This window comes from Pantoea sp. Ft-CA_14 (genome assembly GCF_024520875.1).
Lineage (GTDB): Bacteria > Pseudomonadota > Gammaproteobacteria > Enterobacterales > Enterobacteriaceae > Pantoea > Pantoea agglomerans.
In genome coordinates, this window is record NZ_JALNPM010000001.1 from 205,008 (window position 1) to 221,121 (window position 16,114).

Sequence of the window (16,114 nt, forward strand, 5' to 3'; positions counted from 1 at the left end):
CGTCATCTCCTGCAACATTCCCTGTTCCAGACCGTATGCCCGGATCTCCCTGTTACTGGAGATCCTATGTCACATCCGCTTTTCGACACCGGCTTTTATGGTCGTCTGCGCCAGCAGGCGGGCAGTCAATGGCACGCCTATATCGGGCACGATTTTGTGCGGCAACTCGGTCAGGGCACCCTGCCACCCGCCGCCTTCCGCCACTATCTCACCCAGGATTATCTGTTTCTGTTGCACTTCGCCCGTGCCTGGGGCCTGCTGATCAGCAAACTTTCCGAGCCAGCAGCCTTACGCAGCGCAACGGCATCGCTTAACGCCATCGTCAGCGAACTGCCACTTCACCAGGCTTACTGCCAGCAATGGGGTATCAGCGAGGCGGCTATGGCGAGTGAACCCGAGGCAGTGGAAACGCTCAACTACACCCGCTACGTGCTGGACGTGGGTCACACCGGGGATGCGCTGGAGCTGCTGACCGCGCTGATGCCGTGCGTTGCCGGTTACGCTGAAATTGGCCTGACACTACTGCATGATCCCGCAACCCGCTTTGAGGGGAACCCTTACGCGGCATGGATAGAAAATTACGGCGACGAAGCCTATCTGGCTGGCGTTCGCTCCTCACTTTCACTGTTTGAAACCCTGGCCCGGCAGCGCGCCGGTGAACACCGGTTTAACCCGCTGGCGGAGATCTTTACCACTGCAACCCGGCTGGAAGCCGCTTTCTGGCAGATGGGTCTCAACCATGCTGCCGCCCAGCGGATCAGCTCATGAACCTGCCGTGCAGTCCGGTGCCGCCAGGCATTTCAATTCGCCAGCTCAGCCTGAATTATGGCCAGCAGCCACTCTTCAGCCAGCTTGATCTGGAGATCGCGGGCGGTGCTTTTACCGCTTTACTGGGTGCCAGCGGCGTCGGAAAAAGCAGCCTGATGCGGGTCATTGCTGGTCTGACGCCACCCACCGCCGGGCAAGTCAGCGGCAGCGACGGCCTGCCACTGACCGGACGCACCGCCTGGATGGGGCAACAGGATCTGCTCTATCCGTGGCTGACGGTTGAACAAAATGTCTGCCTCGCCAGTCGCCTGAAAGGTGAAAGGGCCGATCGCGACTGGGCGCAGCATCTGCTGATGCGGGTAGGTCTGAGCCATTCTGCAAATGCGCGACCCGCGACTCTTTCCGGCGGGATGCGTCAGCGCGCCGCGCTGGCCCGCACCCTCTACACCCGTCAGCCCGTTGTGCTGATGGATGAGCCCTTCTCCGCACTGGATGCACTCACCCGCGCTCAGATCCAGACGCTGGCCGCAGAAGTGCTGGTCGGACACACCGTGCTGCTGATTACCCATGACGCCGCTGAAGCCTGTCGGCTCAGTCACCACATGCTGGTGATCGGTTCTGCGGGAATTGAAACCTGCCCGCCCCTGGCGGGCCAGCCACCGCGGGCTGCAGACGACATACAGGTATTGCAGAGTCAGGCCGGATTGCTGAAGCAGCTGAGCAGGATAGCGGGATGAGATTACACAAAGGTTTTGCCGGTCTTCACCGTGGAGTGATGCTGTTTGCCGGACTGATTGCGCTGTGGTGGCTCGCCACACTGACTTCGGTTCCGGCCTTTCTGCTGCCCTCACCCGCTGCGGTCGCCATCGCACTGTGGCTAAACGCAGGTTATCTCGGCCATCACACTTTGATTACCCTGACCGAGATCGTCAGCGGCATGGCCCTCGGCGTGCTGCTGGGGAGTGTGCTGGCGCTGGGCATGACCTTTTCGCCATGGCTGCAGCGCTGGATGATGCCGCTGGTGATCACCAGCCAGGCGATTCCGGTTTTTGCCCTGGCGCCGCTGCTGGTGCTCTGGTTTGGTTTCGGCATGGGCGCCAAAGTCGCGATGGCTGTCCTGGTAATCTTCTTCCCGGTGACCTCCGCCTTTTTTGATGGCCTGCGTCGCGTCACGCCCGGCTATCTCGATCTGGCTCGCACGCTGGGCGCATCACCTGCAGCGCAACTGCGCCATGTCCGGCTGTTAGCCGCGCTGCCCGCCCTGGGCTCAGGATTGCGGATGGCGGCAGCCGTCGCGCCAATAGGCGCAATCATCGGTGAATGGGTCGGCTCGGCCGAAGGGCTGGGCTACGTGATGCTGAATGCCAACGCCCGGATGCAGAGCGACCTCTGTTTCGCCGCCTTGTTTATTCTGGTGCTGATGACGCTGGCCCTGTGGCTGACCCTCGACATCCTGCTACGCCGCCTGATTACCTGGGCACCCGAGACACATTAATGACTAAACCAATGAGACAACCCATGACAAAAATGCCTCTGTTTACCCTGCTGTTCAGCGCCATCTTAGCCACACAGGCTCAGGCGATGGAGAAACTGACACTGGTGCTCGACTGGTATATCAACCCCGATCACGCACCCATTATGGTGGCCCAGCAGACCGGCGCGTTTGCGGCAGAAGGGCTGGAGGTTAACATTATGCCGCCTTCCGATCCGGCGCTGCCGCCGCGTCTGGTGGCAGCCAGGCAGGCGGACTTAGCGATTACCTATCAGCCGCAGCTGCATTTCTTCGCCGATCAGGGATTGCCCTTGATGCGGGTGGGGACGTTGATTAACAGTCCGCTGAATACGCTGATGACGTTAGACGAAACGGTAAAAAAACCGGCCAATTTAAAAGGGAAACGTATCGGCTATTCGGTCAGCGGCATTGAACAGGCGACGCTGGCGACCATGCTGAACCATGATGGCGTTAAGGCCGATCAGGTTAAGCTGGTTAACGTCAATTTCCAGCTCACCAGTGCCCTGATGACCGGGCAGGTGGATGCCGTTATCGGCGGCTATCGCAATATCGAAGCGCTGGAGATGAAACAGCACGGTAAAAACCCGGTAGTCTTCAACGTCGAGGATTATGGTGTTCCAGCCTATGACGAACTGATCATCGTCGCCAACCGTGATGAAGCTCACTCGGAGAAAATCAAAAAGTTTTTGCGGGCACTGAAGAAGGGTAATGCGCAGTTGCAGGCGCACCCGGAGGAGAGCTGGCAGGCTTTTGCCCGCGCGCATCCGGAGCTGAACACGCCGCTGAATCATCAGGCATGGCGTGCTACCCTGCCGCTGTTCGCTGCCGATCCGGCAAAACTGGATCGCGCACGCTATCAGGCTTACGAGCAATTTCTGTTTGATAACAAGCTGATTAAAAGCATCACGCCGGTTGAGCGCTACGCCACCGGCAGTGAGTAATAAGAGAGCCCGCAACGATCGCTGCGGGCCATATTCCTGGCATCACTTCTGATAAAGCCAGTGTTCAATATCGCTGGCTGGCAGCGGTTTTGAAAAGAAGTAGCCCTGGATTTGATCGCAACCGTAAGTTTTCAGCAACGTCAGGGTGGCTTCCGTCTCAACGCCCTCGGCCAGCACGGTGTAGTTCAGCTCTTTCAGCATCTGAATAATGCATCTGACGATGATTTTTGATGCATCATCCTCACCCATACGCGAGATCAGGGATCGGTCGATCTTAATCACATCCAGCGGGATATCCTGCAGATAGCTGATGTTGCTGTAACCGGTGCCGAAATCATCCAGCGAGATCACAAAACCGTGTGATTTCAGCGCTTCCAGCCCGCTGATCGCCACATTGGTTTTGGTGATCAGTTCATTCTCCAGGCACTCAATGCCCAGAATAGAATTGGGTAACTGAGCCGCCGCTAATTTTGCCACCAGCCGATCGGCAAAATCGGGCTTTGCGAAGTCGCGTTCGCTGACGTTGATCGAAACCGGAATCAGATCGTATTCGCGATCCCAGCGCGCAAGCTGCTCAATGGTGTGATCGATAACCCAGTTGGTCAGATCGGAAATCAGGTTGGTTTTACCCGCTAACGGAATGAATTCTGATGGGAAAAGCTCGCCCCGCTCAGGATGATTCCAGCGGATAAGCGCCTCCAGCCCGACCGTTTTACCGCTCTTGAGACACACTTTAGGCTGCCAGGCCAGGTAAAGCTCTTCGTCTTTATTCAGCGCCTGAGCCAGATCGTTCATGATCATAAAGTCATCGGTGCGCCGCGAGTCGTAACTCTCTTCAAAACACATTGCACTGATGTTCTCATCAACCGCTTCATGCAGCGCGCTCACGGCCTGTCGCACCGTTTCATTGGCATCCATCTGGCCCGGTACAAACTCTGTTTCACCGGTAAAGACATCCAGGTCGAGCGTGATATTTTCCGCCAGATCGGCCTTCATGCCCTTAAACAGGTCGATCATGTTATGTGCGGTATAACGACCCGAGTAGGGCTGAACAATGGCAAAACGGCCTGGGGCGAAAGTATAGAGCGTTTCATTCTCCGGAAGATTGAGCCGGTGAGCGACATCCTGCGCCATCTGCTTTAGCAGTTTCTCCATCGGCGCAATGCCCACCGCACGGGAAAGCTCATAGGCGCGAATGATGTCGAGGCAGTCGATAAGAATCAGGCGAAAGCGGCTCTGTGGTGCGACAAGGGTCAGTTGCTGAATATCACGAATCAGACGTGGGCGATTCGGCAGGTGCGTAATGACGTCGGCAAAACCCGCATTGTTCCAGGCATCCAGAAATGAGGTGACCAGCGTAGCCAGTGAGCGCAGCGTAGCGAGTTTCTCATCCGTAAAGGGATGTGGCTGGGTGTCGGTGACGCAGAGCGTGCCCAGCACCGCGCCGTCGAGGTTCTGCAGCGAGACACCGGCGTAGAAACGAATATGCGGATCGCCTTTCACAAACGGGTGCGTGACAAAGCGCTCATCCAGTAAGGTGTCATACACCACCAGATGTCCCTCACCATCAATGACGTGGCGGCAAAGAGATTCATCACGGGTCGATTGCTTAAGATCGAAGTTGCGGGACGCTTTAATATATTGGTTATGATCGTCAATAATTGAAATGAAGCTGCCAGAAATACCCAGCACCTGGCTGGCGAGATTAACGAATCTTTCCAGCACCTTATCCCGGGCTTCATCCGGGGACAAAAGTGCCTTGATCGCACTCAGACGTTTTACGTCGCTGCCATTTTGCTCGTTATGCACTGAAACCTCTCCTATGCAGGCGCAAAAATCGAAAATAATTTAGCTCAGGAATGCTCAATTAGCGCCCAATTATCAGATAAATAGCGGCTCAATCTGACAGTACTTTCACAGTGAAACAGTGTCGCATGATATCTGATCGCTGTCGAAATCATTTAACGCTCTTCTTTCATGTGCGCAACCTGCGGCGACTCCGTCCTGAAGCCCAGACCGATCAGGCGTCCCAGTACAAAACGCAGAAACGGCAGGCGCTGGATAATCACGGGAACCTTGCTGCTTCCCGTAGGTTTTCTTTTTGCTTTGCTGCGGCTCATTTTGATCTGCAAAAACTGTGTGGCGACGGTAGGGAACTGACGGCGCTTCTGCACTTTTTCCAGGTCGCGCAGCTGCAGTTCTCCTCGCTTCAGAGGATCGGTCAAAAGATTCGCCGTCGCTACCGCATCCTGAATCGCCAGATTTACGCCAACCCCGCCAATCGGCGACATGGCATGCGCCGCATCACCAATGCAGAGCACACCTGGTTTCGCCCACTTGTCCAGGCGGTCGATACGTATCGTCAACAGTTTGAACGCCTCCCAGCTCTCGATTTCCGCCATGCGCGCAGGCCCGAACGGCGACAGTGCGGCAACTTCCGCTTTAAATGCGTCGAGTCCGGCGGCCTGTTTCGCTTCAAACTCCCCTTTCGGAATAGTCAGTCCGCACTGCCAGTAGTCGCCGCGGTCGATAACAATAAAGTTCTGGCGTGGCCCTTTATGCCCCATACCCAAATCGGGATCCTGCGGCTGTTTACTTAAGCGGAACCAGATGACATCGCGTGCTGCGCCGAATTCCTGTCCGGTCAGTCCTGCCGCTTCGCGTACGCGTGAATGGCGGCCATCTGCACCGACCACCAGTTTACAGCGGATGTGCAGTTGCTGATTCCCGCGGGAAGCGATCACACCACTGACCTTGCCATTTTCAACATTCAGCGACTCAAAAGAGGTCGACTGCAGCAGGCTGAAGCCCGAATACCGGGCGCTCTGTTCAGCCATATAGTTCAGGAAATCCCACTGCGGCATAAAGGCGATAAAACGGCACTGAACCGGCAGGCGTGAGAAATCGGCCATCGTAATACTCTGTCCGCCGATTTCCGCCTCCAGCTTTTCAGCACGCTGATGCGGCAGCGTCAGGAAAGATTCCAGCAGACCGAGCTGATGCATAATTTCCAGCGTCGAGGGATGGATGGTGTCACCGCGAAAATCGTGGAGAAAATCGGCGTGCTTTTCGATCACCACCACGCGCAGGCCTGCGCGGGCGAACAGATAACCCAGCATTAATCCGGCCGGGCCACCGCCGACGATACAACAGTCAGCGGTGAGAATTTCAGTGGAATGTGGCTGCATGTCAGCTCCCTGTCACGCCAGTATTGCTATGATTATTGCGTCGACCGTGGCGACATTGCCGCAGTCGGTCGGGAATATTGTGCTCAGGCTAATCACTCAATGCGATTAATATCAACTGAAAACTGCCGAAGACCCGATCCTGTCCTCAGCAGTCAGGAGACCATCATGAACGTGATCCGCAACACGCTGTTTATTCTGCCGCTGTTAAGCCCGCAGATTGTGGCAGCCGCACCCTACGACACGCTGAAGTTTGCGCTGCGTCAGCAGCAGATAACTGACGATCTGCGCCAGAAGTGCCAGTTATCACCAGCCATCTCCGATGAAAAACTGCGTCAGACGTTTCTTAACGATAAGCAGAACCAGAAGCAGAATCAGGTCACGCTGACCGCGGCGGCTCAGGCGCTGAAAAACCAGGATGATCCAGCCTACCGCGAACGCATGGCGCAAGTGGTTTGTCCACCACAGACGAATTAACCCTTTACCCCGATGAAATTGATCCTGACGTTTGTTTTCACCTTATCACTCAGTAAACTGAGGCGCTGGTCTGGTTGAACAAGAATGTCTCTCAATGAATGAAGAATCACCGCAGCCGGTTTATGTTCCCCGCTCCATCGCGGCGCGCAGCCGGATGTTTCGCGCCCTGCTCTATCGTGATAAAACGCCGCTGGCGATGCTGTTCTGTGCCGCGCTGGTCGGTACGCTGGTTGGCCTGGCGGGCGTAGCGTTTGCCCGGGCCGTTGAAACAATACAGCAGTGGCGTGCTGACACGCTTATACCATCGCAGTTTCAGGGCTGGATGCTCTACGCCGCCGCCTTTGCCATCTCGGCTCTGCTGGCGATGGTGGGCTATTTTCTCGTCAGGCGCTTTGCTCCCGAAGCGGGTGGCTCCGGTATCCCTGAAATTGAAGGGGCGCTGGAAGAGCTGAGGCCTGTGCGCTGGTGGCGGGTGATTCCGGTGAAGTTCTTTGGCGGCATGGGCACGCTGGGTGCCGGTATGGTGCTGGGCCGGGAAGGCCCGACAGTGCAGCTGGGCGGGAACATTGGCCGCATGGTCATTGATATTCTGGGGATGCGCAGCAATGAGGCACGTCATACGCTGCTGGCAACCGGCGCGGCGGCCGGTCTGGCGGCGGCGTTTAATGCGCCGCTGGCGGGCATCCTGTTTATCATCGAGGAGATGCGTCCGCAATTCCGCTATAACCTGATTTCAATTAAAGCCGTGTTTACCGGTGTGATTATGGCCAGCATTGTGTTCCGCTGTTTCAACGGCGAACAGGCGGTGATCTCCGTCGGCAAGCTGGCTGATGCGCCCGTGCAGACGCTGTGGCTCTATCTGGTGCTCGGGATGATTATCGGTATGGTCGGCGTCCTGTTTAACCGCCTGATATTTATCACGCAGGACCTTTTTGCGCGCTTTTATGCCGGTAAAACGGCACGCGTGGTGCTGGCCGGTGCATTGCTGGGCGGCGGTTGCGGTATTCTGGCTCTGCTGTTTGCACCTGGCGCAGGCGGCGGTTCAGAACTGATTCCACAGGCGGTCCATGGCGTCTTTCCGTTCACCCTGCTGCTGATCATCTTTCTGGTCAGGCTGGTGACCACCCTGCTCTGTTTTGGCTCAGGTGCGCCGGGCGGTATTTTTGCGCCGATGCTGGCGCTGGGTACGCTGCTCGGCACAGCCTTTGGGGTGGCCATGTCGGACCTGTTCCCGTTTTATCATCTGGAAGCGGGCACATTTGCTATCGCGGGGATGGGAGCACTGTTTGCGGCGTCGGTAAGGGCACCGCTGACCGGTATCGTACTGGTGCTGGAGATGACCGATAACTATCAGCTGATATTGCCGATGATTATTACCTGTCTGGGCGCTACGCTACTGGCGCAGTTTCTGGGAGGGAAACCACTCTACTCATCAATCCTCGCCCGCACGCTGGCGCGTCAGGCAGAAGCTACCCGCCCGTAGGGGCGGGTGACCGGCTTAATTACTTACCATCAAAATAGTCAGCAGGCATCTGTCCAGGTGCCTGATTAATCACTTCATCGTTATCTGGACCTTCATTCTTCATATAGGTCACTTTCGCAAACTCTGGAATGATCACATACGGATAGGCCGGCCCTTCATCGCGGAAGCGGTGCATATCTTCAATGAAGTCATTCTGATAACAGATCGTTTTTTCCGGATGCTGACCTTCACCGGCAATCCACTGCGGGAAGAAAATTGTGCCGTGAACCAGGGTGCGATTCAGATCAAACAGCAGGCTGACGCAGGTGCCGGTGGGCTCATGCCAGTCTACTTTGTAGATGCCAGGGGCGAACTGAATCGCATGCATTTTCTGGTTGGTCACCCGGCGGCCACCTACCAATCCCTGATGAATGCGGTAGTCGCAGGTGGTTTCATTGCGAGCGTACCACTCATATTTCCAGCCATTATCGTAGGTATAGACAAAATGCGTACCGACGAACTGTGAAAGATCGCTGGAGATATTCTCTGCAGATTCTGCAGACATTTTAACCTCTGTTTGAATAGCGCACTTAACAGGCGCAGATGAATTTCAAAAGAAAGCTATAGCGCAATAACTCGATGAATATTGACTATGACGCAGATTGATTTTTTTGCCATTTGAAACGGAAAAGGTTTGCGATGGGTAAATTAAAAATCCATTAAAAAACCCTTCCCGGCTCCCTGAAGGCTATAGACTCCAGAAAAGAGATATTTTCATATAAATTACTAATTAAATCTTATAGATGAATAGTTTTGATGTGAGATATCTATCAGTCATCTATCACTATGCTGAGTAAGTCTTTCTTCAGTATATTTTGGATATAGAGCTTATTTTTCAATAATTTAAAAATTTATAACGGATGTATTTTCCTTTTTTGGGTTGATTATGTTTTCATCATTACTTTGCCAGATAAGACCCTGTCAGGACAATTTGAACATGGGGACGTTGATGTGGCGTTGCTGACGCCAGAGACCACGCCGCCGACATTGCATACGCAGCAACTGTTCAATGAAGAATATGTTTGTCTGCTGAGTGAATATCATCCTCTGGCGGGCAGTGCGACGCTGTCGCTGGGTGAGTTCTGTGCGCAGGATCATGCGCTGGTTTCGTGGCCCGGTGGAAATTTTCAAGGGATTACCGATCAGGCTTTGGCTGCGATTGGCCGGGCCCGCCGGGTAACGCTCTCAGTTTGCAGTTTTCTTGTGCTCCCGGAAATTTTGCGCGTCACTGATTTGGTAAGCGTGGTACCGAAACGACTGGCGGTCGACACCACGGGTCTGGTCATGTTGCCGCCACCGCTGGTCATCCCCGGCTTCAGTAAAATCATGGCCTGGCATGACCGAACCCATCATCACAAAGGGCATGAGTGGCTGCGTGAACGACTGGCGTCCGTGGCTAAAACGGTGGTGTATTAACAGGGATAGCGGACTCCGGCTCACTGTTTTGCGATTTTGTTTAAGCAACAGACAGGATAACGGGGCGTTATATCGCATTCTGTCCGACGTCGAAAAGGCAAAATCGCGCTTTGCTATGTCGATAGCGGGGTAAAAATTGATGCTGGGGAATTCAGGAAAGAGAGTGTTGAGCTGAGGAAAAAATAGCAGGAGAATAAATCGCGCGTGAATCACTTTAAATATTATCAATAAAAGCTGCTTTGATAATGTTAATTACTCATATTTACGTTCTGAAAAGAACTGACAGACAACGTAAAATGATAAAAGCCCTGACTGAAATAGCCAGGGCTTTTAAGGTACTACAGATTTTACGTTTACCATTAACTAACTTAATTGATAGGTACTACTTCGGTACTGCTATTTATGAACAGATCCTGCGGATAATAATGATCACGATACTGAAATGTCACTATTATTAGCGGTTTCAACCACCTGATAGTCTTTCAGGAGACAAAGACAGGTCAGGCCCGTATAAATCTGCACACCCCCATCGCGATATATACTCTTTGATGCGTTGCCTTACTTTCATTACGACGTTTAAACCGCAATCGTATCCTGTCGTAACGTAACGTTCAGAACTACGAGGCCTTACATCATCGCGACGCGATACTACATACTTCTTAAAGACTTACTTCGACTCCATTTAACAGGGTTATCTTAACTAACGAACAGTTTTAAAGAACAATGTTTAACAGAACCACCGACAACTTCAACTCAAACACTTGTCGGCACCTTTAACACAAAACACCTTTGGTTTTCAGTCTATCAGGGCAACTGCACGCCGCTGATGAGTCCTACTTTACGGATATAAAAAACGATGTCAACACTGGTTTTAAAAACATGTTTATATTTGCAGTGAATTTTTCAGGCAATAATTTAGCTCTGAAACGCCCGTAAATTTATTATCAATGTTAAGAAAAATTGAGCCCTAATCTATTCAACCTGAATAATTAAGCAGGTCACTATCTGCCCTGGCACTTAGAGGTAGGAATAAAAAAGGCGCCCGCAGGCGCCCTTATCACTCAGCATGCTGTAAAGATCTTTATTTCGCCAGGCTTGCCAGTAAAACCTTCGCGGTTTCGGCTGAAGAACCTGGGTTCTGACCGGTAATTAGCAAACCATCCTGAACCGTATAGGATTGCCAGTCATCACCGCGTGAGTAAAGGCCGCCGTTCTGTTTTAGCACATCTTCAACCAGGAACGGCACCACGTCAGTCAGGCCAACGCCCTCTTCTTCACTGTTCGTAAAGCCAGTAACTTTCTTTCCTTTGACCAGAGGCATGCCATCAGCATTTTTCACATCACGCAGGACACCTGGAGCATGACAGACCAGCGCAACCGGTTTGCCCGCCTGCAGGGTTTGCTCAATCAGCGAAATGGAGTGTTTGTCGTTTGCCAGATCCCATAAAGGACCATGGCCGCCTGGGTAGAAAACGGCATCAAACGCTGCCTGATCAACAGTATCAAGCTTGACGGTCGAGGCCAGTACTGCCTGAGCAGCAGAGTCGGCATGGAAGCGGCGGGTCTCATCAGTCTGAGAATCGGGTTCATCACTTTTTGGATCGAGTGGAGGCTGTCCGCCCTTCGGTGAAGCCAGGGTAATCTCTACGCCCGCATCAAGAAATGCATAGTAAGGTGCCGCAAGCTCTTCCAGCCAGAAACCGGTCTTCTTGCCAGTGGTGCCCAACTCATCATGCGAGGTCAAAACCATTAAAATTTTCATTTCCGCTCCATATAACAGTTAGTCGGTTTCAGGTGTAAGGATAGCCAGAACCAGCGTCTGAGCCGCTATCTTCTGCGTTGACCCGTTAATCATGGCGGGGTTACGAATATTTATGAAATTTATTTCTTCAATTTCAGTTATTCACATAGCATTATAGCTTAATGAAATACGATCTGAATTTACTGCCAGTTTTGCTGGTCATGATGGAAGAGCGCAACGTTACCCGCGCAGCGGAACGGCTTGGCATAACCCAGCCGGCGCTTTCTAATGCATTAAACCGGCTGCGTGAAACGCTCAACGATCCGCTATTTATCCGCGAGCGTTACGGGATGCGACCGACGCCGAAAGCGGAACAGCTGGCCCAGGTGGTCGGTGCTGCGCTGTCATCGATCGACAAAGTTATTCTTGGCCAGCAGGACTTTGATCCACTTAATGCCACCCGGCTCTTCACGCTTGCGCCTAACAGCTATGTCGAATTCATCATGATGCCTGCCATCGTGGCTCGTCTGAGGAGCTGTGCGCCCGGCATCCGACTCCGCCTCACTCCTTTTGGCAATGACGTCACTGAAACCGGTGTGATTTCAGGTAATACCGATATGGTGCTGGGCCGTATCGTGGAGCCGCCCGACAATCTCGTCGTTCAGCACCTGATGAATGAAGGTCTGGCCTGCGTAATACGCGCCGATCATCCGCTGGTGGGCGAAAACCTCAGCGCAGAGCAATATGAGCAGTTAAAGCACGTCAACGTTCTGCCGCCTGGCCGTATGCGCGCCGGGTTATATCAGGCGCTTGAGCAGCGGGGCCTGCGTCGTCAGGTTGCAGTCTCCGTCACCCACTTTCTGGCCGTGCCGGAAATGATTGCGGTCACGGACTACTGCGCGACCCTGCCGCGTTTGATTTGTCAGCACCTTTCACGCGATCAGCGGCTCAGAATCATTCCCGCGCCGGTTGACCTGGGCACCTTTCCGGTTGAAATGGGCTGGCATGCACGCTATCGCGACGATCCTGCCCATCGCTGGTTCAGGACGTTGATTACAGAGACGGCACAGTCGCTGTCTGATCCCCAGATAAACAATTAGCACGATCACCATTGCCGCACTAATAGTTAATATTGATATCATAACCTGAGTTACTATTATTCTCATCGGAGGCAAACATCCTCCCAATTCATAACTCAGGAATATGACCATGAAAAACGTAAAAGCACTTTCAATCGCCGCACTCGCAACTCTTTCTCTGATCTCTTTTGGCAGCTTTGCCGAGAGCGTTTCTGTCACCTCATCCACACTGGATGGCGCAGAATCAAAAATTGCTGCTCAGGCTCAGGAACAGGGTGCGCAGTATAAAATTACGGAAGCGAACACCAACAACCGTGTTCACATGACCGCAGAACTGTATAAATAACGGATGGTCGCAAACGGATTTGCCAGAAGAGGCTGCCCAATGGGCAGCCTTTTTTGTGTCCGATCAGGCCAGACGGGCGGCTGGGGCGCTACCGGTGCGCCACCATAGAATCAGCGCTGCCAGCGCAATTGCGCCGAGTACCGCAAACGCGGTGCTGTAAGAATAACGTGCGGCGATCATGCCCGTCATGGCGGGACTCAGCGCGGCACCTGCGCCCTGCATCAGCATAATAACGCTTTGCCCGGCGTTAACATGACCCGTACCCCTCAGCAGGGAGACAATATAGCCTGGCACCGCCACACCGAGAATCCCGGCCGCAATACCATCCAGAACCTGAACCGGAATGACAAAAATCGGCCCGGCAAAGCCGGCGGCGAGAACCGCGCGCAGCGGTAATATCATCAGGGCGATCATGATAAACAGGCGATAGCCGTGCGTATCAACGCGTTTAGATACCCACAGCGCGACCGGGATCATCACCAGTTGGGAAATCACCACCGTTGCCGCCGCGTAAAGGCCCGGACTGATCGCCGCCTGGCCGCCTGCCGAGGCGACGCGCATGCTCAGCATCGGCAGCAGCGCGGCATTGGCAAGATGAAACAGCAGCAGCGTCAAACCGGCGATCATCAGCGCCGGGTTTCGCAACAACATTGATAAGTGCAGCGCTGGCTGACGCTCTTCATGCGGTTCATAACCGCGCGCCACATCGTTATCGATCTCATTTCCGCGAATTGCCAGCGTAGCGAAAGCAGCGAAAATCGCCATTACCGTCATAAGAATGAAAACGGCACCCATGCCCCAGTACCAGGCTGAAAAACCGGCCAGCAATGCAGCAATCGTATTCCCGCCATGATTAAACGCCTCGTTGCGTCCCATCTGCTGGTTAAAGCCGCGCTGACCCGTGAGCCCTAAGGTGATCCCCGCCACAGTCGGACCGATAAACGCCGCAGCCAGGCCTGCTACAACCTGAGAGACCATCGCCGTCCAGGTCTGATTGCTGTACCACAGCAGCAGTGTGGCAACGGTAATCACCAGACAGCCCAGCAGCACAATGATTTTTTTATGACGGGTCGCATCGGCGGCGATCCCTGCCGGTAGCGTGGCAAGTAATCCGGCGATACCGCCACAGGTCATGACCAGACCGATTTCGTCGGGTTGCCAGTGTCGCTCCGTAAGAAAGATGCCCAGAAATGGCCCCAGGCCGTCGCGGACATCGGCCAGAAAAAAGCTCATTAAACAGAGCGCGTAGAGTGAACGCTGAGACATGTTATTTCCCTGGAAGGTAAGTGTTAGAGGCAGTTGCGCTTCGGTTAAAAGGGAAATTATGTGTTACGACGTGGAAAGTCACCTTTCGTTATAGTAACAAAATGAAAAAGGCCACCCGTAAACGCTACGGATGGCCTTTTTCTATTCACTCAATAACGAGAGCGAACTATTTATCTGTGCCAAAACCCTGCTTCAGCAGTGCTGGCAGTACATTCGGGAAGTAGATGTTTTTATAGTAACCGCTGACGCTTTCGCTCCAGCTCTCACCGTCATTACGACCAATCGTCTTCCAGTGCTGAACCATCTCATCGTTGTAGGCTGCAATCTGCTGCTCCAGACCCTGCGTCTGGTAAGTCTCATCATGGCGGAACGTTGCCAGAGGCAGACGTGGTTTCTGATGAGCCGGTTCGTCTACGTGACCGATTACCACACCCGCTACCGGGAAGGTCAGTGGCGGCAGCTCCAGCAGTGAAATCATCGCCTGCGGGTCGCGACGGATACCGCCAATGGGCACAATCCCCAGACCTTCGGCACGCGCAGCCGCCATTACCGATCCCAGCGCGATACCGATATCAGTAGAACCCGACACGATACTCTCAATGCTCTGATGGGCGATCTGCTGCTGATCGACAGCGGCCATTCCCACGGCTGATTTATGCATATCCAGCACAAAGGTGATAAACACCGGTGCTTTGGCAATCCACGGCTGACCGCCTGCAATGGCGGCGATCTGTGCGCGACGTCCGGCATCACGCGTGATCACCACAGAAACCTGCTGCGAGTTTACTGATGTCGGTGCGCGATAAGCGGTACTGATAATCCGATCCAGCACAGCTTCATCGACAGGTTGCTCAGTGAAACTACGTTCACTTTTATGACTTGTAAAAATATCAATCAGTTCGCTCATGGTTCCTCCCATATAAAGCGCAACTATAACAGTACAGTGCACACATGCTTGGTAATTCGAGGGTTTTTGGGCGGACTTTTGTAACTGCTTTTTATTATGTACACGTATATGTACACTTCTGAAATCTACGGGTGAAAGTCGCTGGATTTAAATTGTAGGCCTAAACGGATCGTATACCGCTACAATCGTGGCGGTCACTTTTCCCAGCACGATGATCCCCTCCAGCCCTTCCCCGTCAATCGTCTCTCCATCATGGGTAATAATCCCTGTACTGAACAGTTTCCCCAGCTGAGAGTAATTGCCGAGTTGGAATGCCACTTTGTCGCCCGGCTTGCCTGAAACCGTTCTGTCCACAATAGCGAATCCAGACGGCGTCTCAATCATCAGCATATGAACCGTGTGAGGCATCAGGATTTTGTTCAGGTCAATGCGCTGTTCGATGTGGTCCTGCGCTGGTGATGGAAATGCCATGTCAGATTCCCCCGTTCGGGTTGAACTGACAGTAGGTTTTAGCTTCACCTTCCTCGGTCGAGGCGTCGCGGAACGTTACAGTGTTAGCCCTGATCCACTGGTTGGCCTCCCGCTGGCTGAAGTGCCAGTTAAGTAACTCCAACTGGCGCACGAATTCCTGCGTAGTAACGATGACACCCTGCCCTGGCTTCCGCCTCATAGCGTTCATAAATGAATGTTTGATTTCATAGTCGCGCGGCATGATAAATCCCCTATTACAAATACTGTATGGATAAACAGTAGTAGCTCATGGTGGTTTTGATCAAGGCGAGGCGGTGGGGAAATTTGTAAAGTCGCTGAGGATGCGGGATTTTTAGCTTGGCGGGTTGGAGGGCATATGGCTAATCTCAAATTACTTTTCCGTAGCCTAGCCTGCTCTTGCAGTAATCCCTCATGTAAATCCACACTAGCAGGTAGGTTTAAAGCTCAGGTTAAGCTCAGCC

The 16,114-nt window shown here is 53.5% G+C and carries 17 protein-coding genes; 9 read left to right on the forward strand and 8 right to left on the reverse strand.

Translation table 11 applies throughout. The annotated features are described in order from the left end of the window. Positions 1–66 precede the first annotated feature (66 nt). Genes NR195_RS00975 through NR195_RS00990 form a run of 4 tightly spaced genes read left to right on the forward strand, consistent with a single transcriptional unit; the run spans position 67 to position 3,222 of the window. A complete protein-coding gene (locus NR195_RS00975; protein WP_033768850.1) occupies positions 67–768 on the forward strand; it encodes a TenA family protein in 702 nt (233 codons plus the stop codon). Further along, positions 765–1,505: an ABC transporter ATP-binding protein gene (locus NR195_RS00980; RefSeq protein WP_033768848.1), complete on the forward strand. Its 741-nt coding sequence runs from the start codon at positions 765–767 to the stop codon at positions 1,503–1,505. Before NR195_RS00975 ends, NR195_RS00980 begins: the two co-directional genes overlap by 4 nt. Continuing rightward, the gene (locus NR195_RS00985; protein ID WP_089414733.1) at positions 1,502–2,263 is read left to right on the forward strand and encodes an ABC transporter permease; all 762 of its coding nucleotides are present in this window, start codon (positions 1,502–1,504) and stop codon (positions 2,261–2,263) included. Before NR195_RS00980 ends, NR195_RS00985 begins: the two co-directional genes overlap by 4 nt. Positions 2,264–2,286: 23 nt before the next feature. Next, positions 2,287–3,222 (forward strand): ABC transporter substrate-binding protein, encoded by a 936-nt coding sequence (locus tag NR195_RS00990; protein WP_256843909.1) that lies wholly within the window; start codon positions 2,287–2,289, stop codon positions 3,220–3,222. A 42-nt stretch (positions 3,223–3,264) separates the two neighbouring features. On the opposite strand, the gene NR195_RS00995 is transcribed toward NR195_RS00990, so the two are convergent. Both NR195_RS00995 and NR195_RS01000 read right to left on the reverse strand, forming a co-directional pair. Beyond that, positions 3,265–5,031 carry an EAL domain-containing protein gene (locus NR195_RS00995; RefSeq protein WP_033760659.1) on the reverse strand — a complete coding sequence of 589 codons (1,767 nt, stop codon included), beginning with the start codon at positions 5,029–5,031 and terminating at the stop codon, positions 3,265–3,267. A gap of 152 nt (positions 5,032–5,183) precedes the next feature. Beyond that, complete coding sequence (locus tag NR195_RS01000; RefSeq protein ID WP_033768841.1) at positions 5,184–6,410, reverse strand: FAD-dependent oxidoreductase; 1,227 nt, start codon at positions 6,408–6,410, stop codon at positions 5,184–5,186. Between the two features lie 165 nt (positions 6,411–6,575). Between NR195_RS01000 and NR195_RS01005 the strand changes: the two genes are divergently transcribed. After that, the gene (locus NR195_RS01005) at positions 6,576–6,884 is read left to right on the forward strand and encodes a YicS family protein (protein ID WP_033768839.1); all 309 of its coding nucleotides are present in this window, start codon (positions 6,576–6,578) and stop codon (positions 6,882–6,884) included. A gap of 154 nt (positions 6,885–7,038) precedes the next feature. Continuing rightward, entirely contained in the window at positions 7,039–8,367 is a 1,329-nt protein-coding gene (gene clcA, locus NR195_RS01010; protein ID WP_085978741.1) for a H(+)/Cl(-) exchange transporter ClcA, read from the forward strand. A 19-nt stretch (positions 8,368–8,386) separates the two neighbouring features. On the opposite strand, the gene NR195_RS01015 is transcribed toward clcA, so the two are convergent. Continuing rightward, positions 8,387–8,911, reverse strand: a complete 525-nt coding sequence (locus tag NR195_RS01015) for a phenolic acid decarboxylase (protein ID WP_256843910.1) — start codon at positions 8,909–8,911, stop codon at positions 8,387–8,389. A 398-nt stretch (positions 8,912–9,309) separates the two neighbouring features. On the opposite strand from NR195_RS01015, the gene NR195_RS01020 reads away from it, so the two are divergent. After that, positions 9,310–9,822: a LysR substrate-binding domain-containing protein gene (locus NR195_RS01020; protein WP_256843911.1), complete on the forward strand. Its 513-nt coding sequence runs from the start codon at positions 9,310–9,312 to the stop codon at positions 9,820–9,822. A 1,081-nt stretch (positions 9,823–10,903) separates the two neighbouring features. Here the strand turns inward: NR195_RS01020 and NR195_RS01025 are convergent. Then, complete coding sequence (locus NR195_RS01025; RefSeq protein WP_256843912.1) at positions 10,904–11,584, reverse strand: type 1 glutamine amidotransferase domain-containing protein; 681 nt, start codon at positions 11,582–11,584, stop codon at positions 10,904–10,906. A 161-nt stretch (positions 11,585–11,745) separates the two neighbouring features. On the opposite strand from NR195_RS01025, the gene NR195_RS01030 reads away from it, so the two are divergent. Together NR195_RS01030 and NR195_RS01035 are read left to right on the forward strand one after the other, a co-directional pair. After that, positions 11,746–12,663: a LysR substrate-binding domain-containing protein gene (locus NR195_RS01030; protein ID WP_256843913.1), complete on the forward strand. Its 918-nt coding sequence runs from the start codon at positions 11,746–11,748 to the stop codon at positions 12,661–12,663. Positions 12,664–12,772: 109 nt separating this feature from the next. Further along, positions 12,773–12,988 (forward strand): YdgH/BhsA/McbA-like domain containing protein, encoded by a 216-nt coding sequence (locus NR195_RS01035; protein ID WP_010246960.1) that lies wholly within the window; start codon positions 12,773–12,775, stop codon positions 12,986–12,988. A gap of 63 nt (positions 12,989–13,051) precedes the next feature. On the opposite strand, the gene NR195_RS01040 is transcribed toward NR195_RS01035, so the two are convergent. The 4 genes from NR195_RS01040 to NR195_RS01055 form a co-directional block, all read right to left on the reverse strand. Continuing rightward, positions 13,052–14,254: an MFS transporter gene (locus NR195_RS01040; protein ID WP_256843914.1), complete on the reverse strand. Its 1,203-nt coding sequence runs from the start codon at positions 14,252–14,254 to the stop codon at positions 13,052–13,054. Positions 14,255–14,420: 166 nt separating this feature from the next. Further along, positions 14,421–15,161 (reverse strand): nitroreductase family protein, encoded by a 741-nt coding sequence (locus NR195_RS01045; RefSeq protein WP_022624518.1) that lies wholly within the window; start codon positions 15,159–15,161, stop codon positions 14,421–14,423. A 147-nt stretch (positions 15,162–15,308) separates the two neighbouring features. Next, positions 15,309–15,632 carry a phage repressor protein gene (locus NR195_RS01050; RefSeq protein ID WP_256843915.1) on the reverse strand — a complete coding sequence of 108 codons (324 nt, stop codon included), beginning with the start codon at positions 15,630–15,632 and terminating at the stop codon, positions 15,309–15,311. A gap of 1 nt (position 15,633) precedes the next feature. Then, on the reverse strand, positions 15,634–15,873 hold the full coding sequence (locus tag NR195_RS01055; RefSeq protein ID WP_256843916.1) for a DNA polymerase V: 240 nt from the start codon (positions 15,871–15,873) through the stop codon (positions 15,634–15,636). Positions 15,874–16,114: the final 241 nt, after the last annotated feature.